Source organism: Lelliottia sp. CFBP8978, assembly GCF_034046055.2.
Taxonomy (GTDB): Bacteria; Pseudomonadota; Gammaproteobacteria; order Enterobacterales; family Enterobacteriaceae; genus Enterobacter.
In genome coordinates this window covers 607,958-630,269 of the sequence record NZ_CM188253.1, presented here as the reverse complement: position 1 = coordinate 630,269, position 22,312 = coordinate 607,958, and the positions used below count along the sequence as shown (strand labels likewise).

At 54.3% G+C, this 22,312-nt stretch carries 19 protein-coding genes; 7 read left to right on the top strand and 12 right to left on the bottom strand.

Annotated elements, in window-relative coordinates:
- Positions 1 to 19: 19 nt before the first annotated feature.
- The 7 genes from bglB to SOM82_RS02915 form a co-directional block, all read right to left on the bottom strand.
- A complete protein-coding gene (gene bglB, locus SOM82_RS02945) occupies positions 20 to 1,108 on the bottom strand; it encodes a beta-galactosidase BglB (RefSeq protein ID WP_320460413.1) in 1,089 nt (362 codons plus the stop codon).
- Positions 1,105 to 3,543 (bottom strand): hypothetical protein, encoded by a 2,439-nt coding sequence (locus SOM82_RS02940; protein ID WP_320460414.1) that lies wholly within the window; start codon positions 3,541 to 3,543, stop codon positions 1,105 to 1,107. The genes bglB and SOM82_RS02940 overlap by 4 nt, the downstream gene beginning before the upstream one ends.
- Before the next feature lie 249 nt (positions 3,544 to 3,792).
- The gene (locus tag SOM82_RS02935) at positions 3,793 to 5,466 is read right to left on the bottom strand and encodes a hypothetical protein (protein WP_320460415.1); all 1,674 of its coding nucleotides are present in this window, start codon (positions 5,464 to 5,466) and stop codon (positions 3,793 to 3,795) included.
- A gap of 69 nt (positions 5,467 to 5,535) precedes the next feature.
- The gene (locus tag SOM82_RS02930) at positions 5,536 to 6,603 is read right to left on the bottom strand and encodes a DUF2955 domain-containing protein (RefSeq protein ID WP_154127080.1); all 1,068 of its coding nucleotides are present in this window, start codon (positions 6,601 to 6,603) and stop codon (positions 5,536 to 5,538) included.
- Positions 6,593 to 7,660, bottom strand: a complete 1,068-nt coding sequence (locus SOM82_RS02925; protein ID WP_320460434.1) for an HlyD family secretion protein — start codon at positions 7,658 to 7,660, stop codon at positions 6,593 to 6,595. The genes SOM82_RS02930 and SOM82_RS02925 overlap by 11 nt, the downstream gene beginning before the upstream one ends.
- Positions 7,657 to 8,127 carry a MarR family winged helix-turn-helix transcriptional regulator gene (locus SOM82_RS02920; protein ID WP_320460416.1) on the bottom strand — a complete coding sequence of 157 codons (471 nt, stop codon included), beginning with the start codon at positions 8,125 to 8,127 and terminating at the stop codon, positions 7,657 to 7,659. Before SOM82_RS02920 ends, SOM82_RS02925 begins: the two co-directional genes overlap by 4 nt.
- A 203-nt stretch (positions 8,128 to 8,330) precedes the next feature.
- Entirely contained in the window at positions 8,331 to 8,810 is a 480-nt protein-coding gene (locus SOM82_RS02915; RefSeq protein ID WP_154127077.1) for a carboxymuconolactone decarboxylase family protein, read from the bottom strand.
- Positions 8,811 to 8,911: 101 nt separating this feature from the next.
- Between SOM82_RS02915 and pdxR the strand changes: the two genes are divergently transcribed.
- Together pdxR and SOM82_RS02905 are read left to right on the top strand one after the other, a co-directional pair.
- Positions 8,912 to 10,303, top strand: a complete 1,392-nt coding sequence (gene pdxR / locus SOM82_RS02910; RefSeq protein WP_320460417.1) for a MocR-like pyridoxine biosynthesis transcription factor PdxR — start codon at positions 8,912 to 8,914, stop codon at positions 10,301 to 10,303.
- 105 nt (positions 10,304 to 10,408) lie between these two features.
- Positions 10,409 to 10,663 carry a DUF4282 domain-containing protein gene (locus SOM82_RS02905; RefSeq protein WP_154127075.1) on the top strand — a complete coding sequence of 85 codons (255 nt, stop codon included), beginning with the start codon at positions 10,409 to 10,411 and terminating at the stop codon, positions 10,661 to 10,663.
- Between the two features lie 49 nt (positions 10,664 to 10,712).
- Here SOM82_RS02905 and SOM82_RS02900 read toward each other — a convergent pair whose 3' ends face one another.
- Complete coding sequence (locus SOM82_RS02900) at positions 10,713 to 10,883, bottom strand: DUF1127 domain-containing protein (protein WP_154127074.1); 171 nt, start codon at positions 10,881 to 10,883, stop codon at positions 10,713 to 10,715.
- A gap of 175 nt (positions 10,884 to 11,058) precedes the next feature.
- Here SOM82_RS02900 and SOM82_RS02895 point away from each other — a divergent pair, with 175 nt between their 5' ends.
- Entirely contained in the window at positions 11,059 to 12,474 is a 1,416-nt protein-coding gene (locus SOM82_RS02895) for an aminotransferase-like domain-containing protein (protein ID WP_154127073.1), read from the top strand.
- A gap of 107 nt (positions 12,475 to 12,581) precedes the next feature.
- On the opposite strand, the gene foxA is transcribed toward SOM82_RS02895, so the two are convergent.
- Together foxA and SOM82_RS02885 are read right to left on the bottom strand one after the other, a co-directional pair.
- Entirely contained in the window at positions 12,582 to 14,672 is a 2,091-nt protein-coding gene (gene foxA / locus SOM82_RS02890) for a ferrioxamine B receptor FoxA (RefSeq protein WP_320460418.1), read from the bottom strand.
- Between the two features lie 139 nt (positions 14,673 to 14,811).
- Positions 14,812 to 15,786 (bottom strand): helix-turn-helix domain-containing protein, encoded by a 975-nt coding sequence (locus SOM82_RS02885; RefSeq protein ID WP_501083550.1) that lies wholly within the window; start codon positions 15,784 to 15,786, stop codon positions 14,812 to 14,814.
- A 242-nt stretch (positions 15,787 to 16,028) separates the two neighbouring features.
- Between SOM82_RS02885 and SOM82_RS02880 the strand changes: the two genes are divergently transcribed.
- From SOM82_RS02880 to SOM82_RS02870, 3 genes are read left to right on the top strand one after another with little or no spacing between them, the layout of a single operon-like run.
- Positions 16,029 to 17,372, top strand: coding sequence for a DUF262 domain-containing protein (locus SOM82_RS02880; RefSeq protein ID WP_154127070.1), 1,344 nt, complete (start codon positions 16,029 to 16,031; stop codon positions 17,370 to 17,372).
- Positions 17,353 to 19,305, top strand: a complete 1,953-nt coding sequence (locus SOM82_RS02875) for a DUF262 domain-containing protein (protein WP_320460420.1) — start codon at positions 17,353 to 17,355, stop codon at positions 19,303 to 19,305. Before SOM82_RS02880 ends, SOM82_RS02875 begins: the two co-directional genes overlap by 20 nt.
- A 29-nt stretch (positions 19,306 to 19,334) precedes the next feature.
- Positions 19,335 to 20,003 (top strand): hypothetical protein, encoded by a 669-nt coding sequence (locus SOM82_RS02870; protein ID WP_154127068.1) that lies wholly within the window; start codon positions 19,335 to 19,337, stop codon positions 20,001 to 20,003.
- A 51-nt stretch (positions 20,004 to 20,054) separates the two neighbouring features.
- Here SOM82_RS02870 and SOM82_RS02865 read toward each other — a convergent pair whose 3' ends face one another.
- Positions 20,055 to 21,176, bottom strand: coding sequence for a ribosomal protein uL16 3-hydroxylase (locus tag SOM82_RS02865; protein WP_320460422.1), 1,122 nt, complete (start codon positions 21,174 to 21,176; stop codon positions 20,055 to 20,057).
- Positions 21,177 to 21,377: 201 nt separating this feature from the next.
- Between SOM82_RS02865 and SOM82_RS02860 the strand changes: the two genes are divergently transcribed.
- A complete protein-coding gene (locus SOM82_RS02860) occupies positions 21,378 to 21,674 on the top strand; it encodes an SH3 domain-containing protein (RefSeq protein ID WP_154127066.1) in 297 nt (98 codons plus the stop codon).
- Positions 21,675 to 21,704: 30 nt separating this feature from the next.
- Here SOM82_RS02860 and SOM82_RS02855 read toward each other — a convergent pair whose 3' ends face one another.
- Positions 21,705 to 22,307, bottom strand: a complete 603-nt coding sequence (locus tag SOM82_RS02855) for an ATP-dependent Clp protease proteolytic subunit (RefSeq protein WP_154127065.1) — start codon at positions 22,305 to 22,307, stop codon at positions 21,705 to 21,707.
- Between the last annotated feature and the right edge of the window lie 5 nt (positions 22,308 to 22,312).

The window sequence follows — 22,312 nt, the reverse complement described above, 5'->3', positions numbered from 1 at the left end:
AGCTATCCGCTCTCGCGGGTCAGGTCACAGAGGTTTTTTCAGGCCAGTCACCCTGCTCCATCTCCAGCAGGAGCAGCATGGTTAACGCCTGAGCGTAAGGAACCGGGGCCATCGCGATATCGCAGTAATACTGAATATCCCAGCCCAGCATGGTGCCGCGTGACGCTTCGAGGACAATTCCGTTGTCGTCAATACGCGCCATCACCGCGTCAAATGCCCGCAGCGCGTTCGCGCTCACGGCTTCATCCAGAATGCCCATCCGCACACCGCGCAGCATGCCGTAGGCGATCCCCGCCGTGGCGGACGACTCCTGCGGTGAGAGCGGATCGTCGAGCACCGTATGCCACATGCCGTTGTCAGCCTGCAGTTCACACAGCGTGCGCACCTGCCGCGACACCACCTGCGACAGATAACGGCGCACGCCAGTATCCAGATGCTCTCCCATCAGTTCGATAAACTCCGGGATCGCCACGGTGATCCACGCGTTACCGCGCGCCCAAAACGCCCCGGCAAAATGGTGCTTATCGACAAACGTCCAGCCGTGATACCACAGCCCGCTGGCCGGATCGCTGAGGTAGCGGGTGTGCAGCAAAAACTGATATCCGGCTTCGTCGATCAGATCGCGGCGATTGAGCACGATGCCCGCCACGCCAAGAAACAGACAGGTCATAAACAGCGTGTCATCCCAAAGCTGGCCGGTATTCGGCTGCTCTTTCACCACATGCTGAAAACCGCCCTCTTCGGTTTTGGGTAAATCGCGCAGCAGGGCGTCGGCCCAGTCATTCACCGTTTGCAGCAGATCCTGACGCTGCTGCTGCCCCGCCACCAGCGCCAATGCGATCATCGGCGCGGTGGTGTTGATCTGCATTTCCGGCAGCCCTTTGCGGATCTGCGCGTCATACCAGCCGAGGATCGACTGTTGCAGCGCCGTATCCTGCTGGTACGCGGCATAACGCCAAAAGCCGTACAGTCCGACACCGATTTCCCACTCCCACTCTTCAAAGTGGATGGCAAACCCGTCGCTGGTCCCCACTTCGTCGAGATTTTTCAGCCGACAAAAACCACGCACCACGCGGTCCAGCGTGCTTGTTAACCCTTCCTTGTTCATGCTGTTACTCCCTTGCGTACCACGCGCGGTTCACCGCCGTTCAGGGGTGGAAAAGGTGGGAAATCGGTCAACCTCACCTCTCCCCGCTGCGGATGACGCAAAGTGGCCGTCTGCGTAGCCGCATCGACATGCAGCTCAAGTGCCGCGATGGCGGTACAGAAGTCAGCAAAGGCCGCGTCATCGCCGTAACCCGCTTCGAGATACCACGCCACATCGCGCCCGAAGGCCCGACACTCGGTTCCGGCCGTTAATCCCTGCTCAATCGTGTGCAGAGGAGCGGAACACAGCACCGCGGCAAATGCCTGACCCGCACGCACGATGCGGGCGTGCGTCGTCGCGATCAGCTGCTCAAACGCGTCGATGGGTAAATGGATGTGCGTCCACGGCAGGGCGTTTTCCGGTTCGATGTGCCAGAGCATTAACGCGCAGTTTTCCACCTGCGTGACGCGCGGCATCACGCCGTTTCCGGCCCAGAACGACGGACGTTTTTCGCCGCCTGGCTCGGCTTCGCCCGGATGATTTATCCAGATTTTGGCGTCAAAACGGGAGGCAAATTGCAGATCGACAAGATGTTGCTGATGGCCAGGCTCGCCGGTATGGTGATCGACACACGACGACAAACTGACGCCTGGCGCTTTCCACACGCAGATGTTGCCGCCGCCGCAGGTGTACCAGGCGGACAGCTCGCCCTCTGTCATCGTCGCGTATTCTGTCGATACGGATGGCGGCACGTAGTCGCTGGCGCAGAACAGCGGCAGCGAGGCGCATTTGCGGTTATATCCGCCGTTGCCCCAGGCCACCGCGCCGTAAGCGGAAAGCTCGGTCAACATGCCGGCCAACAGCTCTTTTTCGTAAACGCGTCCCATCGTGCCAGCGGCCACTCCGCTCTGGTAATGCAGTGCGCTTTGTAACATCAGGCGGTCAATCAGCTGGCCTGCACGGGTGCGAATCTGCTGGCTGTCGGCCATCTGATACAGCGCAAACAAGCCAATATAATCCACGGGATAATAGGGCGCGGAGTTCCACTCAACGAAGCCGTGAACCTCAATCGCATCAAACCACTGCATCAGCCGCGCTTCGGCAATACTCTGCTGCTCGCGTCCGCTGCGACCCGAGGCAATAAAACGCTCGTTCGGGAAAAACTGCCCGGCCAGATATTGGGCGGTATGGAAGCACAGCGCGTGGTTTTCGCTCCAGAACCACATCACATCGCAGCCCGGCTCGTCGATCCAGTAGCGATAGCCCAACAGGGTTGATTTGACGCGCCGCCACAGTGGCGCAGGAAAGTATTCCCCCTGGTGATAGCGCCAAATCCACAGCAGCGGCACCAGCGAGAAATCAGAGCAATCTTCCCGCGCGCTGATGCGCTTCAGGGTGCTGTTCAGCAGGCTTTCACACTGCGGGCCGTACTCACGCAAATGCATCATCGCCAGCAGGCGGCTGGTGCGGTCCATTCCGTTTTCTGCGATATAGCGCAGCGCCTCCTGTTTGCGTCCGTTAAGCGTGTTTGCGCGGGTGAGCGCGGGCGCATCGGGCATCACGTTGATCCCCATCTGACGCGTCAGCGCCAGGTCGTCGCATTGCAGGGTCAGGCGCAGCTGATAATGTGCCTCGCCGATATCGTGCGGCAATGGCAGAGTCAGCTCGCTCTGTTTCGCGTTTAGCGCACCAAAATCGAGGGTTTGCGGGGTGAAATTATCGTTGCCCATCCCGCGGATCTGCGCGCGAAGACGGATGCCCTCCGGCGCGGGAACGTTGCTGTGCAGGCGCACGGTATGGTTGTACGCGGCCAGCTCAGGGCGCAGTCCGCGCGCAAACTGACTCAGGGTATCGACGATAGCCCCGCTTTTACCAGGCAACGCCACGCCGAGGACGGTGTCACTCAGGTAAATCATTTGCAGGGCAAATATCGTGTCGCGTTCGAACAGCTCATCAAGATGGATCAGCAGGCTGTTTTTGCCCGCCTTTAACCCCAGCGTCACCTCGACATACTGCATCGCATTGCGCGTGAACGGCGTAAAGCAGGCCGCTAATTCGCTCTCAATCCACAGCCGAACGCCCCCGCAGGTGCCGATCCGGAACCTGAATTCTCCGCTGTAGGGAGCAAAAAGATCGACCGTCAGCCAGCGTTGAAGATGAAAAGGTAAATGGCGGAAATCAGAAAAGGAGACCGTGTCATTTTCGCCGGTGAAGGTCACTTCATGACAGGGCAGCGCCTGCGCGGGATCGACCACGCGCAGAGCATGCGTCTGGCGAAATACGCGGCGACAGAAAGCGTCCTCTTGCGGGCCGGAGCCATTGCGAAAGTGATAGTCGATCGTCGGATCGCCCGCCTCTCCGGTATAAAATTCAGCAAAGCGCGCTTCCTTCGCCTCTGAAAACAGAAAACGCGTGAGCGCGTCGCCCTGTGATAACTGCCAGTCACCCTGTGACATCTCTTCCTCACCTTCCCACGACGAATACATTACGCGTATATCATCAGCGGATTGCGGTGATTAAACGAGCACCCATTATTGGGGATTGGCGGGATCTGCCTGACCACTCACAAAGCGATCCACCGGCAGAGAAACGATGTGATAACGATCACACCTTATCGCAAACGAAAAAAAGGCGTGTGACGGCGATCGCGCGCGCAGTACGCAACGCGATCGCATGAGGTGATATTGATCACAGTTTGAGCGGCGTTAGCCCTTCAACGCTTTCAGTTCGACGCTCAGGCTATCCGCCAGCGCCCGTACCCGCGAGGCATCAAACAGGACGTGCAATCCGGGCGAGGCATCGGCGTGTTTCGTGCAGTAGTCTTCCATCTCAGACGCACTCCGATACAGCTCCTGAATATTAATCTGGCAGATTTCACGCATGCTCCAGCTGTTTTCGACCTCGCGGGCAAAGCGCAGGGTGAAGAAGGCTTTTTGCGCATGCAAAAACAGATGGCAGTAGATGGCAAAACCCTGCCACTCCTCAAGCCAGCGGCGTTTTAGCGCATACGGAAATTCGGCCCGGTCACTAAAGCGCAGCGCCTGTTCCCGCAGGGCCAGAGAGGCATCGCGGGCGTCGTCTTTCTCCTGCGCGATCCGCGTCAGGCAGGCGGCCGAGGTTTCAACATCGCTGGCATCAAAGGTGATATCACGCTCCGAACCGGGTAACCAGTGGTTGCGGTTGAGCTGCCCGTAAAGGCTCCACACCGCCTGGCCGTAGCTTTCCGGCACCTGACTGTGACGATGGAAAACGTGATCGCGCACGTAAATCGCCTTATACAGCACCTGTCCGGCCTGCTCCAGCAGCGAGGTAAATTCGTCGAAAATATCAGGATCCGGACGCCAGCCGTAACTTTCGTCGAGCCAGTATGTCATCAGCCGATCGGTGGAGAGATGCACGCCATCGCTGGCCAGCATACGGCTACAAGCCACCAGATTGCACTCGCTCAGCGTCCCCATGATCCAGTGGTTATCGACGCCCTCCCAGCTGGTTTTACACACCGCGCCCCGGATCGCCGGATTGCTGCGACACCACAGCAGGCGGCCCTGGAGTTCATCAATGCGCGGGAACGGGAAAATCCCCCAGCCCACCTCTTCGCCCACCAGATCGATATCCGCCCAGACCTCGCGTTCGTGAACAGCCAGCAGCGCCGGATTGTTGGGGAATGACGGCCAGAAACGCTCAGGGGTGAGTTTAATCGACACGCTTACGCTCTCCGGCAGCGGGCGGATCGCCTCCAGCACGTTACCGAGATCGTGATTGCCCGCCGGGAAGACCCGCAGCACCAGATGCTTATTCTCTTTCTGCATCGTGCGCGACAGGGCATGAAAACAGCGGCTGTACAGCGCAAAACTGCGTTCATCCCGCTGCGGTAAATTTGCGTTGTCCTGCGCCTCCAGCTCCCAGTTAGGACGCGAGATAGGCAGCAGACCGTCGGTATTGGAAATCGCCACCAGCAGGCCGCTCAGCGCCGGGATCCGCTGGCAAATCAGGGCCACTTTTTCGCTGAGATAATCGCACCAGAAATCAATGTCGAAGCGCACGCCGTGGCCGGGTTCAAACAGATGGGGATGCGCCAGCAGCAGGTCCGTGGGGAAGTTCAGCTCTTTGGCCTGCAGATAAAACCGCAGCCCTTTTTGCTGGCACAGTAATCCGAGACGATTGAGATAGACGCAGCGGGCGCGCTGTTGGCTGGAGAGGCGGTCATTATATTGATGAGGTGTATAGCCTTTCGGTGAAACCAGTTTGTCGAACAGATCGACCTGTCCGACAATCACGGTATTGAAATCATGCGCTACGGCATAATCCACCAGCTCACAGGCCTTATCCCAGTTCCAGTAAGCCTGATTATTCAGCTCCAGCGCCCTTGTCTGCCACATCCGTCCATTCCTTTTGTCGCCCCATTAACCGGCCAACAGTGATATCACAGAACGGAAAAAATGTGTGTGTCATCCTTCGCGAATGACGTAGCGCGTTGGCTCAAAGCAGTTGAGGATCAGATGAACCAGGAACACCAGCGTCAGGGTGGCGAGCAGCGCGACGGTGACCGAGACAATGCGATACAGATCGCTGAAGACCAGGTCGCCATCGGGATGCATATTCTGTCCGAACATAATCCCGATGGTGGTAATACTGGCGAATCCCACACCGGCACCGACCTTTTCCATCACATGCAGACGAGCGCCAAACGCCAGTCCGAGGCCAATCAGCGGCATCATTAACACCATATGGCTGCTGTGGTCGTAAAGCACCAGCTGCATCACCAGAATGTACAGACACCCGAGCACCACACCGACCACGCGCCAGATCGAGCTCATCACCGCCCCACGATAGTTCATCGGGAACAGGATCAGCACGCCCGCCATCAGCGCCGACAAAGAATCGCTGAGATCGCTTATCTGAAAGACGACAAAAATCAGCGTCGCCACCGTACCGGAAAGCAAAGATTCGTGCCGCACGCGCGCGGCATTTTTCTCAATCAGCGGCGGGCGTTGACGCGGCTCCACGTCCGGCAGCAGGTAGTGCATCAGCGCACTCAGGCACACCGCCATCACGCTCGCTTCGATATTGGAAAACAGCAGCGTGTGCCAGTTGGTGGTGGGATAGCTCATAAAATTGAGCATCACGCTCTGACACACCACGCCCATTGAGCCAAACAAAAACAGCGGTCCCTGGCTCATAAAGCGAAAACGCATCACGTACAGTGCAAATACCACCAGCGTCATGATCACCGGCCATTGCGACAAATAGCCGATGATAAACACCATTTCGACGCAGTTCAGCGACGCGCTAAAAACAAACTGCTTTGCCACCTGGCGGTTAAACACCGGCACGAGGGAGAGCAACATGATGGGGTACACCACGTAAAAGACGCCGTAGGTGGTGTTGTAAAAGCTCGAGATACTCAGCGCAATCATCCCGGCAAAGACGATGCGCAGCGTCTGGCGAAAATCATTTGCCGTATAGACGATGTTGTCGTGCGGGGTGAAGACCCGCGCAAGAGTATTAATAGACATAATGCAAAAGGCTGACGAGATGGATTTGCAGTCCGGAGAAGAACCGTGCGAACGGGCCTTCACTGTTATAGAGCTGCACCGTGGCGCGTGCGCCGGTAGGCAGATGCTTCGGCAACGCTTCATCCAGCGCGATATGAATGCGCATACGCTGGGCGTCGCGCACCCAGCGGTTGGAGGTTTCCGGTTGCGAAAGCTGACCGTTTACCGCTTCCTGTCCGGCCAGAATACCGGCATCGCTGCTGGTGACGTGGGCGTGGAAAACGTGTCCCGGGAAAGCATCAAACACCACGGCGGCATCCGTCCCCTGATGGGTATGACGCAGACTCTTCTCTCTAAAATCCGCGACGATGTCCATCTGATTATTGACCAGCGCCAGCGCGGCAGAACCGGAAGAGGCGTAAAAACCGGGGCTAAGCTGCACGTTGCTCACCGTTCCGTCGGCTTCGGCATAGACCTTTGTCCAGTTCAGGTTCAGCTGCGCCTCTTCCAGCGCGTTGCGGTATTTTTGCAGCGTCACATTGCGCTTTTCGTCACGTTCGCCGCGCTGAATGCGCAGATTGCGGATGTTCGCGTCCAGATTCGCCACCGACTGCTCGCTGCTCTGCCAGGTGGTGCGCACTTTATCCAGATCCGATTGCGAGACGTTTTGCATCGTGCTCAGACGCTGATAACGATCGAACGTCACTTTGTCATTCCGGGCGGTGAGCTGTGCCGTTTTCAGGCTGGCCTGCGCCGCGATAATTTGCGCATCCAGCTGCTGATTAGACAGACGCGCCTGTTCGAGCGCGATCCGGGCCGCCTCGACTTTATTACTGAACGGCGTCGGATCGAGCTCAAACAGCAGATCGCCCTTCTTAACCTGGCTGTTGTTGTGGACATGCACTGCCGACACATAGCCTGAAACCCGCGCTGATACCGGCGTCACCACGCGCATGGCGGTCGCGTCCGGCGTCAGCGGGATCCAGATATCCGCGACGATAAAATAGACAAACATCAGCAGGAAAGAGGCAATACTCACCCTTACCCAGCGGGCAAATTTTTGTTCAGGAGTCATTATTTTTGGGTCTTGTTATCTTCTTCGCGGATTGTCCGCAAATTGCAGGCGATTTGATTTAATGTTGCGCTGAAAATCGCAAGATGTTCAGGAGCAATATTCTGCGACACGCGTTCCTGAAAATTCTCAATCACTCGGGTGAGCGTTTTCAGTACCGCTTTGCCATCAGGCGTGAGTGTGAGCAGCCGGATGCGTTTGTCATAAGGCGATGTCGCACGCAGCAGATACCCTTGTTTTTCAAGCTGGGCCAGGGTGCGCATCAGCGGCGGCAGTTCGATACCCTGCACTTCCGCCAGCTCGCTCACCGAGACATTATCTCCCAGCTGTTTGAGCTGCATCATCACCGTCCAGCTCGACTGGGTTAACCCCGTATCAAGAATGGCGTCATCAATGACTGCGCGCCACTGACGCACAATCATGGCCATCCGCATGCCCATCGGCCTGCGGCAGAACAGATCTTCTTCGCTCACGGGAAATCCTCTCATCACTCACGGTCAAGATAATAGTTATCAGGGTAAGTATCAAGAAACGATATGAGAAACAGCAGGAATTGCGAAAGTATCTGGAGGTCAGCGCCCCTGCCCACGGTGTGAGAAGGATTCGGAAGAGGGAGATAAAGACGGGATGCAGACGATCCCCTCTCCCTTTCAGGAAGAAGGGCCACCGCGCGGGATTATTCCAGGTTAGCTTTGTTCAGACCATATGCCGCATCCATTGCGCCTGGCTCCATGCGAGAGGTGATCCCCAGGCGGTTCCAGGCGTTGATGGCGACAATGGCGAAGTTCAGCTCTGAAATCTCGATATCGGAGAAGTGCTCAGACACGCTGCGGTACAGCTCATCGCTGATCCCTTCCGGGCTGATTTGGGTCAGCGCTTCGGTGAAGGCCAGCGCCGCTTTCTCGCGAGCGCTAAACAGCGGCGACTCGCGCCAGACGGACAGGTGATAAAGACGCAGTTCACGCTCACCGGCGATTTTCGCTTCTTTCACATGCATATCCAGACAGAAAGTGCAGCCGTTCAACTGGGAAACGCGAATGTCGATCAGGTGCTTCAGCGTCGGATCAATGGCGGTTTTACCGATCGCCATGCTCAGGTCGGAGAGCGCTTTGGCAAGTGCCGGAGTAACTTTGTGATGGTTGACGCGAGTGCTCATTGTCTTTCCTCTTTTTGTGCGGCATATCAAATGCGATGGGGTAAATTTACGCCGATCATGACATAGTAAAAAGGTACAAAAAGCATGAAATGAGGTAGGACATGAAATCGGGCTATCACGCGATTTACACCCGCTATCGCGACAATATTACGCGCGGCATTCTGAAGCCTGGCGATAAAGTTCCCGCCATTCGCGTGCTGGCTGAAGAGCTAAAGGTGGCGCGGAAAACCGTCGAAACCGCCTACGCGATCCTGACCGGAGAAGGCTATCTGGTGAGCCAGGGCGCACGTGGTACGCGGGTGAACCCCGATCTGAACGTGCCCGCCGGACAAAAAGATCCCGCCGATCGCAGCACCGGCGCCCTGCCGGAATCCCTGATCAGCCAACGCGAACGCCCTGGTTTTTTGCGCCCCGGTATTCCGGCGCTGGACAGTTTCCCCTATAAAAAATGGCTGCTGCTGGCGGGCCAGGCGACGCGATCGATGCGTCAGGAAGAGATGCTCAGTCCGCCGGTGATGGGCTGGTATCCCCTGCGCCAGGCGATTGCGAGCTATCTGAATATTTCGCGTGGTTTGTCATGTTCGGCGGAACAAGTCCTGATCACCAGCGGCTACAGCGGCAGTTTACGTTTGATCCTCGACACCCTCGCCAGCCGCCGCGATAAAGTGCTTTTTGAAGATCCGGGCTATTTCATGGGCCAACAGTTGCTGAAACGCCTCGTGCCGCGTCTGCATACCGTGCCTGTGGATCGCTCCGGTATGGATACCGACTATCTGCTGCGCCATCATCGCGATGCCCGCTTCGCCATCGTCACCCCTTCACATCAAAGCCCCCTGGCGGTCACGCTCTCGCTTCCGCGTAAACAGCAGTTGCTCGACTGGGCGGCGCAAAACGAAGCGTGGATTATTGAGGACGATTACGACGGCGAATTTCATTACACCCGCAAAGTGCTGCCGTCTCTGAAAAGCCTGGATCGCCACGATCGGGTTATTTTCATGGGAACCTTCAGCAAAACCGTCATGCCTTCGCTGCGAATGGGCTATGTCGTGATGCCTGCCAGCACAGTGGATGCGTTTACCGACTGCGCGGATATTGTGGCCAGCGGCCAGCCGGTGTTGACCCAAAAAATCCTGACGTCTTTTCTGAATGATGGCCACTTCTTCCGCCATCTCAAAAAGATGCGTTCGCTGTATCAACAGCGCCGTGACTGGATGATTGCCGCGTTACAGGAGGTGTATGGCGAGCGGTTTTTCACCGAGCAAAACGACGGCGGTATGCATATCGTCGCTTTCCTGACCAAAGGCAGTTGCGATCGCGAAGTGGCTCGCTGCTGGCAGGCACACCAGCTACAGGTTAATGCGTTATCTGAATGGTATTTCGGCTCGGGCAAACGCTTTGGACTGGTGATGGGCTACAACAACGTGCGCTCTTATGAAGAGGCCCTGCTTCTGTTACGACGCCCACAGGCAGAGACGCTTCGGTTAATTGATTGACCGAATCCGGACCTGGGAATATTCGTAGGTGTGCGTGATCCAACATCTCTTTATACTCTGCGGGCTTAATTTGTCGATATCCGACATGATTCTAAGGACGAGAAAATGAAGTCAATTCTGGGATTTGATTATCTTTTAACACCCCGCGTGCTGGTATTTTTCTACTGGATCGCCATGCTGTTGATTCTGCTTGGCGGCGTATATTCCATGTTTACCGAGCACCTGATTGCCGGCTTTTTCGGCATGATTTTCAGCCTGATTGGCTGCCGCGTGATGTTTGAATTAATCATGGTGGCGTTTAAAAATAACGAATATCTGCGCCGCATTGCGGAAAACACCAGCAAAACGACAGTAGAATAATATTCAGGCATTTATCTGCCGCCGTGCAGATAAATGCCCCCTTCCGGCTTTAAATATTGCACGCGTCATTTCGTGTTAAACCCACATCCCGTAACTGCTCGTCGCTCATCCCCTGCAATATCCGACGCGTCTGTTCGCGACGACGCCATTTAGCCCATGCCCGCCAGACCAGAACAAAACCCATAAACGGCCTGAAGGGACGATTTTCGTGAAATTCCATGATGCTCTCCTCACTCGGTTTGAGGCTCTATCATCGTGAAATCCCTTTTTGCAATACAGATTCAAAAACAACTTTTCTTTAACATACAGATCCGCTAAATATGAATCTGCATGGCGATTTTCGCCGCTATCTGTACTGGTTTGATAATCTGTATGGTGAAAACTGAGGATACAGCATGACGCGCTACCAACATCTGGCCAATCTTCTGGCACAACGCATCGAACAAGGGCTGTATCGTAGTGGCGAGCGACTGCCCTCGGTGCGGGCATTAAGCCAGGAGCACGGCGTCAGTATCAGCACCATTCAGCAGGCTTATCAGATCCTCGAAAATCTTCAGCTGATTACGCCTCAGCCGCGTTCCGGCTACTTCGTGTCTCAACGCAAAGCCCAGCCGCCCGTCCCCGCGATGACGCGCCCGGTTCAGCGTCCGGTTGAAGTCACCCAATGGGACGAAGTGATGATGCTGCTGGATGCACGCGGCGATCGCGAGATGATCTCTTTTGGCGGCGGTTCACCGGATCTGACCCAGCCGAGCCTGAAGCCGCTGTGGCGCGAGATGAGCCGAATTGCGCAGCATAATCCGTGCGAAATGTTGAGCTACGACATCCTGGAAGGGCGCAAAGAGCTGCGGGAGCAGATCGCTCGTCTGATGCTCGACGGCGGCTCGACCGTCTCGCCGGAGGAGATTGTGATCACCAACGGCTGCCACGGTGCGCTCTCAATTGCCCTGCTTTCCGTCTGCAAACCGGGGGACATCGTGGCCGTGGAATCCCCTTCGTTTCATGGCACGATGCAGATGCTGCGCGGGTTCGACATCAAAGCGATCGAGATCCCAACCGATCCCGAAACCGGGATCAGCATCGAGGCCCTGGAGCTGGCGCTGGAGCAGTGGCCGATCAAAGCCGTGATTCTGGTGCCCAACTGTAACAATCCCCTCGGGTTCATCATGCCGGAGGCGCGCAAACGTCAGGTTCTGTCTCTGGCGCAGCGCCACGATATTGTCATCGTAGAAGACGATATTTATGGCGAGCTGGCGGCGGAGTATCCTCGCCCGCGCACCATTCACTCGCTCGATATCGACGGCCGCGTGCTGCTGTGCAGCTCATTTACAAAAACCGTGGCGCCAGGACTGCGCGTTGGCTGGATTGTGCCGGGTCGTTATTACGATCGGGTGATGCACATGAAATATGCGGCAGGCGGTTTTAATGTTCCCGCCACGCAGATGGCGGTCGCCGCGTTCATCCGCGACGGCCATTATCATCGTCATGTGCGCCGTATGCGTCAGATTTATCAACAAAACATGGAACGCTATACCTGCTGGGTGCGTCAGTATTTTCCCGCCGAGATTTGCGTGACGCGCCCGCAGGGGAGTTTTTTGCTGTGGGTAGAGTTGCCGGAAAACGTAGATATGGTCTGTGTCAGTAAGCAGCTGTGTCGCCTGAAGATTCAGGCCGCCGCCGGCTCGCTTTTTTCTGCCTCCGGGAAATATCGCAACTGCCTGCGCATTAACGTCGCGCTACCGCCCAACGAAAAGCATCGCGAAGCATTAAAGCAGATGGGTGAAGCGATTGTCATTGCGATGGAGGAGTGATTTTTTTGCCGGGGGGCGGCAGAGCCTTACCCGGCGTACACAACGATCAATAAATCGTAGGCCCGGCAGGCATAGCGCTACCGGGCTTCAGACAGAACGGACTCACATCAGAACGTCCAGGACACACTTCCCACGATGCTGCGCTCGGCGCCAAAGTAGCAGTATGAGAGCGAGTTACAGGCCGCCACGTAGTTTTCATCGGTCAGGTTATTAACGTTAAGCTGCGCGCTCAGCCCTTTCACACCCAGCTTCGACAGGTCATATCCCACAGCCATATCCACCAGCGTATAAGACGGCAGCGTGTGCGTGTTCTGGCGATCGCTGGTCACACCGTTAACGTAACGCACGCCGGAGCCGATAGTCAGACCATCCAGCGGACCAGTTTTGACATCATAACTCAGCCAGGCGCTGGCCATGTTACGCGGGGCATACACCGCCCGTTTCCCCTCTTCTTCCTGGCTGCTCTTTTTATAGCGGATATCCGTGTAGGTATAGGCCGCCTGCATACGCAGACTGTCGGTTAACTGGCCGATCGCTTCCAGCTCAACGCCCTCAGATTCGATTTCACCGATGGAACGATACGGATCGGTCGGCTCTTCTTTAGTGGCGATATTTTTCTGATTAATGCGGAACACCGACGCGCTGAACTGGCTGTTCATCCCCTCCGGCTCCACCTTCACACCGGCTTCCCACTGCTTGCCTTTCATCGGATCGAGGATCTGACCGTTCTCATCGGCAAAGCTGGTTGGAGTAAACGCCGTGGAGTAACTGATATACGGTGCTACGCCGTTATCGAACAGATACAGCAACGCCGCACGGCTGCTGAAGTTGTTCTTATCCAGATCGCTACGGGTATCATTGAGTTTGTCGATATTAGAGACGCTCACCTGGTCGTAACGTCCGCCAAGCGTCAGACGCCAGCGGTCAATCGACATCTGATCCTGCAGGTAGTAGCCCGTCTGGCGCAGCTTGTGCTTCTCTTTGCTGTACATGCTGATATCGTCAGGCTTCGCGCCATACACCGGATGGAAGGCATTAATCGGCGGGAAGCTTCCATAGTATCCGGTGGTGTTGTTACTGCGATCCTGATAATCCAGACCGATCAGCACACGGTGATTGACTGCCCAGGTATCGAAGCTGCCGTCGATCTGGTTATCAAGCGTGATGGCATTCATTTTCTCGTCAGAGCCGGAATAGCCGCGATTCAGGTCGGTTTCGTTGAGCCAGCCCGACGCGTAAACCTGATTCAGCTCGACTTTGGTGTGCAGATAACGCAGCTTCTGTCGCACCGACCAGCCGCTATCGAACAGATGTTCGATGTTATAACCCACCATATTCTCGCGGCGATCGTATTTATCGTAATCGTCCTCGCCTTCAAAGAAGTTATTGGAAATTTTCTTGCCATCATGTGGAACAACGGTTCCCTCATAAGGTAAACCGGAGTGGCTGCCGCCTTCAGGATCGCGATGCAGATAGGCCATCAGGTCGAGGCGCGTATTGTCGGTGATGCGCCAGGTCAGACTGGGCATCAGCGCGTAGCGTTCCTCTTTCAGCGGCCCGAACTGGGAATCGGCGTAACGGGTCATCCCACTCAGCCGCGCCGCCACGCGGTCGTTATCGTCCAGTGCGCCCGTAACGTCAAACATCGCGCCGCGCTGATCGTTATTGCCGGCGAACAGTTTGATCTCGCCGCCCGGATCGAATGACGGTTTACGCGAAGTGAGCGCAACAATCCCGCCCGGCGATGAGCGACCATACAGGACCGATGCCGGACCACGCACCACTTCAATATTTTCCAGGAACCACGGATCGACCACCAGTGAGCTGTGGGAATTCGTGTCGCCCATCATCTTCAGACCATCGAGATAGACGTTATCCAGGCTGCCGTCCGAGAAACCGCGCAGCACGATGTAATCAAATCGATTCGAAGCGCCAATCTGGTTGCTGTAAACCCCGGGCGTGTAGCTCACCGCCTGTCGTACGCTGGTTGCGCCCTGCTCTTCGAACTGCTCGCGCGTCACGATCGACACCGACTGCGGGGTTTCGATATCCGGCGTTTCGAGTTTGGTCGCGCCACTCTGCATTTGCGACGTCACCACAACGGTTTCGGTTTTCGGCGTTTCCTGCGCCAGCAAAGGGAATGCAACAGTACCGGTCACCCATCCCACGAGCAGTGCTAACCGCGATTTAGCAAACATGAAAATCTCCAAAGGCGTTTCTAATTGTTAATAAGAATTATTGCCTTTTTGAGATCGCAAATAGCTATGCGCACCGCCAGGTTACGTATGCGCAATGACAAACCGCACGTAACGCATTCGCGTGATGGGGAAAATTGGGTTAGCCGTGCCTGCGCACGTTGCCAGGAGAGAGACCGTACCGACGGCGAAAGGCGGTGGAGAAGTTGGTGGCATGCTGATAGCCGGACAGCCACGCGGCCTGCTGGACGCTGTGCCCTTCCAGCAGATAGCGGCGCGCCAGCGCAAGACGACAGTCGCGCAGATAATCAAACACCGTACAGCCATATGCCTGACGGAACTTGCTGCGCAGGCTGCTTTGACTCATCGCCGCCTGACCGGCCAGTTGCGCGAGGGTATATTCCTGTTCCGGAGAGTGTTCCAGCAAACGGCGGATCTGTTCCAGGCGCGCATATTCACCGCACACCGGCACTGAACAGGCATCTGTCTGCTGCTGGCAATGGTTCAGACCGTGACCCAGCAGCTGATACATCAGCCCTTCGAGCAGTAATTGACGCGACAGTGTGCTTAAGCCCCGCTGCTGTGCGTGCTGGATCCCGCTTAAAACGCATTCCGGAACCTGCCAGATAAAGGCTGGCACCTGCAAAGCCTGCCATTCCTGGAGTAGCGTTTCCAGTAAGCTCTCGCGATCGGTATCGTTGGGATAAACACCGAACGAGAGGGTTTTCAATGTGCTGTCAGCATCGTGACGCGCACTCATGACCTGCTGTTCGCTCAACCGGGAGCTGAACGCCATGCCGGAGCGCACCTGATACTCTTTACCGTTCAGCGCCAGCGTGACGCATCCTTCAAGCACCACCAGCATATAAAGCGGGCTGCTGTGGCGGGAAGTGGTTTCATAGGGCTGAAGAACGCGCACGTTCGATTGCGTTAACGAAATGCCGGAGGAGAGAGTCATCTCTTCGACATCACCGTGCAATACGGGGGTGCTGCTGACAACGCTGTCGGTCAAACGCGGGAAGTGGTAGTCAATGCCGTAGCGCTCGCCAAAACCGATAAAGTCTTCAACGCAGAACAGACGTTTGGAACACATGGGTAGGCTGGCGGAGCTGTTCATAAAAATTCCAAAAGATGAAAATACGTCTCAACCATAGCACTGCCAGAACATGACAACAATTGCCAGCGTCAGGCCGGAAAACGGCCCATGATCAAACTTAAATCTGTAGAGAGCAAAAAATACTATTTTTTATGTTCTGTGACCTGCTAAAGACTATAAAAATCAGGTAATTCCCATTGGTTGCCGTATCCATTAGACTGCCAGGTCCACACTATCCTTAACCTTATCTTGTAGCGTTTGAAATGGCTATTCTCAGCAAAAAAATAGTAACGGTAAAAGAGGCGCTTGAAAAATCGCTTTCTATTCCGGATTACCAGCGCCCGTATAAGTGGCAAGAATTACATGTCAATCAACTTGTTGATGATATTATCCAGCATCGGAATAAATCGCGATATCGTCTTGGAACACTCGTTCTGTATAAAGACAAGTATGACAGCGAGTTAGAAGCTGTTGTTGACGGTCAGCAACGTCTACTGACACTCAGCCTTCTTTGCGCGCTATTCGATCCACATCAGCAATACTGCTCTCCCTCCCTTCTTCAACATGCATTTAATAACAGTATCACGCAGCAGAATGTGGAAAAAAATGCCGGATTGATTCGTCGGCGACTTAACACATTATCCGCCAGCGATCGGTCGCAAATTTATCAATACCTTCTGCATAGCTGTGAACTCATTTGCGTGACACTGGACAACCTAAGCGAAGCATTTCAGTTCTTTGATTCGCAAAATGCCCGAGGCAAGACGCTTGAAGCCTACGATCTGCTGAAAGCCTTTCATCTGCGTGAAATGGAGGGGAACAGCTCTGAAGAGCGGCAACATTGCGTTGAAAACTGGGAAAAAAACGTTACCCAGGATGATAAACTCTCAACCCGCCCCGACCTCGACAAGTTAATGAGCAAAACGCTCTTCCCTTTACGCTGCTGGACAAACGGTGAAGCTGGCCATTCGCTCACTAAAAACCAACTCCATATTTTTAAGGGCATTTCAGCCAATAAAAAAAACTGGCGGTACACCACCAGTCTGCTGGCGTTAGATAAGATGGTCACGGAATTTAATCTCGATCCAAAGCGCAGTATTGATAATTCAAATATGGTTTTCCCTTTCCAGATTGATCAGCATCTGATTAATGGAAAACGTTTCTTTGAATATATTGAGTATTACGGCGCGCTCTATGAATCGCTGTTTGATCCTAAAAATTCCCCCGTTAATTCTCTGCTGCAACTCCTCACACACTATGACGGTGCAACCCGTACAGGTGATCGCTACGTGCGGAATCTCTTCAATTGCGCGCTACTTTACTATTACGATCGGTTTGCCGACGAGCACCTGGATAAAGCGGCTGAAATCTGCTTTGCGTGGAGCTACAGGCTACGCCTCCAGTATCATCGCATCACCATCGAAACGATCGAAAATGCTGCGCTCAGCCACAACGGACTGCTGTGGAAAATAAAGCTGGCTCAACAGCCAGGCGATATCCTGAATTACCTGGTTCCAGTGATCCATCAAAATGATATCAAAGGAACTAAGATCGACCCGCTAACCGAGGCGTTAAAGGAAAAAGGCTATGTTCAACCAGGCATATGAGCAAAAGGACGTGGCCGCATTAACGGTCGGTCAACTGTTTCACAATGATCATTACACTATTCCTATTTATCAGCGTAATTACGCCTGGGGGCAGGAGCAGATCGAGCAGTTAATCCTGGATATTTGGGACGTTGCCCGCAATAACAGGGGAGACAATCACTATTTCATCGGCAGCCTGGTGGTGGCACAAAGAGGCCATAACCACTTCGAAACCATTGATGGTCAACAGCGACATACCACACTGAGTATTTTACTCTCGGTGATGAAAAACGCGTTCTCCCTGCCATTACCGGGAATAAAGGGCATTAATCTCCATTTTGACTGTCGCGTTAAATCGGACGCCACGCTCAGCAGCTTATTCGAAACAGGTCGCGCGCCCGATGACGAGGATGCTGTTGAATCGTCGGTATTGCGGGCCTGGAAAATCATGGTCAGTTTCATACAAAAAATGGACATTGATCGCTCTGCATTCCTGCGCTATTTGCTGGAAAATGTCGTGCTTTTGCGCGTTGTTGTGCCTGCGGATACCGATTTAAACCACTATTTTGAGATAATGAATAATCGTGGCGAGCAGCTGGAAAAACACGAAATCCTCAAAGCCCGTTTAATGGATAAATTAGGCAATGGAACCGGGGATTCCGAACGAGCCGCATTTTCGATCATCTGGGATGCCTGCGCCAATATGCACCGTTATGTGCAGCTTAGCGTTCATCACTCCTTACGCAATATATGGTTTGGCAATGACTGGAATGAGATCCCCCAGCATTTTGAGAAGCTTTTGCACCCTGATCTGAATAAAGATCAACGTGAAACAAGCCGTACTCTGCATGATATTATCTTCCATCCCAAAGGGGATGGCACCGAAACGGCCCACTCTCATCATCCTGATGAAGAACAACCCGGCACGTTTGGTTCGGTGATTACCTTCCCGAATTTTCTGCTGCAGGTACTTCGTCTGGCGGATCGCGATACACCGCTTGATGACAAGCGTCTCCTTGAAACTTTCACAGCAAACGACCCGGATCCTCGGCAGTTCATTATGCAGTTGTTGAAATGCCGGATGCTGTTCGATCGCTACATCATCAAACGTGAAAATGATGATGAGTGGAGTCTTAAAGCCCTGACGCGTTATGAAAAGAGTTTTAGCTATACGAGTTCGTTTCCTCAGTCAGAAAAACCGTCAATCAGAGAGCGTAATATTCCGCATAACGTGAACGCGATTATGTTGCTGTCGATGTTCCACGTATCATTTCAGGCACAAATCTATAAATACTGGTTGAACGGAGCGCTGTACTGGCTGAATAAATATACTCAAGCCGATCGACTGAACGTAAATGCCCGGGAGTATCTCAATTATCTTGAGAACATGGCTAACCACTTTTTACTCGACCGCTTATCGGATCACGCGAGTGAACAAAATTATGACTTTGAGGTGCTGGAAAATACCCCGACCGCTTTCCCGTCTGAACTCGACGAGTCGCCATTACATCAGGGGACGGGTGTACAAAACTATATCTTTAACCGCCTCGACTATCTGCTGTGGGTGAATCTGAAAAATAAAAATCATTTTGACGGTGTCAATATGCAATACATCCTCAAACGAGCGGAAAAATTTACGTTTACCTTTCGCACGTCAGTCGAACACTATTGGCCCCAAAACCCCCTGGGCAATGCCTCACGACTTGAAGCTTCTCAGGATTTGGAAAAAGGTGCCGATAATTTTGGCAACCTTTGCCTTATTAGCCATAGCAATAATTCAAAGCTCAGTAACCATTCCCCTCTTGCGAAGAAGGATCATTATGAGAAAAGCTCTTACGCCGAAAGCCTGAAACAGGTATTCATGATGAGCTATGACCAGTGGGGACCGGCAGCGAAAGACAACATCGTCCATCACAAAAAAATGATGGTAAATGTTCTGCTCTACCGGCGCTAACTTAATGATAACGAAAGGAACGCGATACAGTGACTCATTCAATGACACCCTTTAAATTACAGGTCAGCAAAGGTGCACTCCCCACCGTTGAAATAGATATGGACATGCTGGATAAAGCAGGCCTGACGCTTGATGATTTTGTGGGACCAGTGCTCTCCGCTCTTGCTCGCTGTTCGCCTCACCCGAGCTGCACAATTTATCTGTACATGACCAATAGCGTTAATTTTATGCGTCATTGCTGGTCTGCCTTTTTGATTATTGATGGCAAAGAGGAAGTCCTTAACGCATTTGGCGATGCTATTCGCTATAAAAAAGAGAGTGAATCGCGCTTCAGCGACGAAATTCCAGCGTCACAGGGGACTCCCCTTTATCATCTTCAGGACGGCACAGCGTGGGTGATGGAAGATGGGGAATGGAAGCCGATAGAGAGTGACGAACAGCTGATTGAATACGATTACGAAGAAGAGGAAGAAGAGTCGGAGGAGGAAACAGACGCAGCACCGGCCACCCGAACAAACTCGAAAAGCCGCCAACGCGCCGCTCGCAACGATGCCCGCGTCGGAGGGATTAAAAAAACCATAGAGACGCTATTCGGCTTGCCAGAAGGTTCCGTTGCGCTCATTGGTCCTGATGGCCGGGCGCTACGCGCCGATGCCTTCATTCGCACATTACGTGCCCGCTGGGATTATAACGATTAATCCGCACAATACCCTGCGGCGGAAATACCCCCACCGCAGGGCTTTTATGCATTACTCTTCGAAGTACCAGTAACCCTGATTAATCAGGTCAGTAAGCTCCGCGACAAACGCCGGATTTTGCAGCGCATCGCCCAGTTCGTTCTGACCGAATTCGGTGTAACGGCACAGCACGTCAGCGGCTTTAGCATCCGATGTCTCCAGCTGTTCGCTGTTGATAAAGAAGCTGTCGCCGATATTCAACACCCGCAGACCGCTCAGGCGAGAGAGCGTTTCGCCGCCGAGCAGCGCATCCAGCACCTCTTCTGGCTCATACGGTGGTTCCGCCGCGGCGATATCCAGCTCATGGCGCGGGGTGCTGACAAAACTGCCAAACCATTTTTTGAACTCTTCCGGCTGGCTGATCATCTCGATCATCATGCTACGCAGGCGATCAAGTTCGTACTGCTCCACGCGGCCAGGATGTTCGCGACAGATCAGATCCGGATCGCTGTAGTGCTCACCGCCCAGATCGTTTTCCAGCGCGTAATCGGCAAAACTGCTGATCAGATCGCGGCCATTTGGCCCACGGAAGCCGACGGAGTAGTTCAGCGCCGTTTCATGGGTAAAGCCGTCATGCGGGAATCCAGGCGGAATATAGAGAATATCGCCCGGTGCCAGATCTTCGTCGATGATCGGCTCAAACGGATCGACATGCAGCAGCGCCGGATGCGGGCAGAACTGACGCATCGGTAGCTTGTCACCCACGCGCCAACGGCGGCTGCCCATGCCCTGAATGATAAACACATCGTATTGATCGATATGCGGGCCAACGCCGCCGCCAGGCACGGAATAAGAGATCATCAGATCGTCGAGACGCCAGTCCGGCAGTACGCGGAACGGACGCACCAGCTCGGCGGACGGCATATGCCAGTGGTTTACCGCCTGCGCCAGCAGCGACCAGCCGGTTTCACCGAGGCCATCGAAGTGTTCAAACGGGCCATTGCTCGCCTGCCACTCGCCGTTGAAATGGCTCACCAGACGACTGTCGACTTCCGGTTCCATTGCCAGGCCCGCCAGCTCATCTGGCGTGATCGGATCGATAAAATTCGCAAAGGCATTTTTCAGGACGACAGGTTTTTTTTGCCAGTATTTTTCGAGGAATTCCGGCCAGTTGAGATTCAGTTGATACGCCATGGGAAGCACCCGTGAAAAGAGAGTCAGGCGCGATTATGGAAGAGGTGCAGTCAGGCTGCCTTGTCGTGGGTCAAGTGGCGGTGAAATCCATTGTCCGTCACCCCATCGAATGACACTCCGTGACAGTTTCATTCTTTATCGTGATCGCGTGTTTCATCACGACTTATATCGTTAATTTATCAGAGCGGTCACGAGGCTGGCATGAGCAATTTCACTGAACTCCCGGTTTCCGGCAACGTTAATACCACCGTAATGGTGTATGTCCGTCAGAACTGTCCGTCCATGTTCGCGCCCGTCGCCCATGCACTTCCGGCAGGCAGTCCGCTGACTGTTTGCGGCGCAGTGGTCGGGGATGCGGTTGAAGGCAACGCGCACTGGTATCGGGTGGGAGAAAACACATTTATTTGGGCGGGGGCCTGTACGCGTCTGGAGCCGTACCCGGAATTCCCGGAAAGGATAAAAACAAACTGGCTGGCGATCATTTTGCATGAACGCTAGCGCCCGTCATCCGGGCGCCAGCGTGAACGATTAATCCAGCTTCAGATCGTCGTAATGGGTAATGATTTTGCCCACGATTCCGTAATCCAGCGCCTCGGAAGGCGACATCCAGAAATTACGGTCAGTGTCTTTTTTCACTTTTTCCAGCGGCTGTCCGGTGGCATCCGCGATCAGCTTATTCACTCGCTCCAGCATACGGATGATTTCACGGGCTTCGATCTCAATATCCGTCGCCTGGCCACGCACGCCACCCAGCGGCTGATGGATCATAAAGCGGGTATTTGGCAGAGAATAGCGATGCTCTTTTTTCGCCGCCAGGAAGATGGTGATCCCTGCGCTGGCCACCCAGCCGGTGCCAATCACGTGGACTTCCGGGCGAATGAATTTGATGAAGTCGTGAATGGTGTCACCCGCTTCAACGTGTCCGCCCTGGCTGTTGATGTACAGCTTGATAGGGTCGTTGCTCACGCTTTGCAGTAAGATCAGCTGGGTGATCACTTTCTCTGCCAGCGCCTGGTCGATTTCACCGGAGATAACAATCGATCGTGAGTCGAGCATCTTCTGCTGCAGTGCGCTCGTACCTGTTTTCCCTTCTGTTTTTTCCGTATCGCGATCTTTCTGTGTGATGTGCATTATTC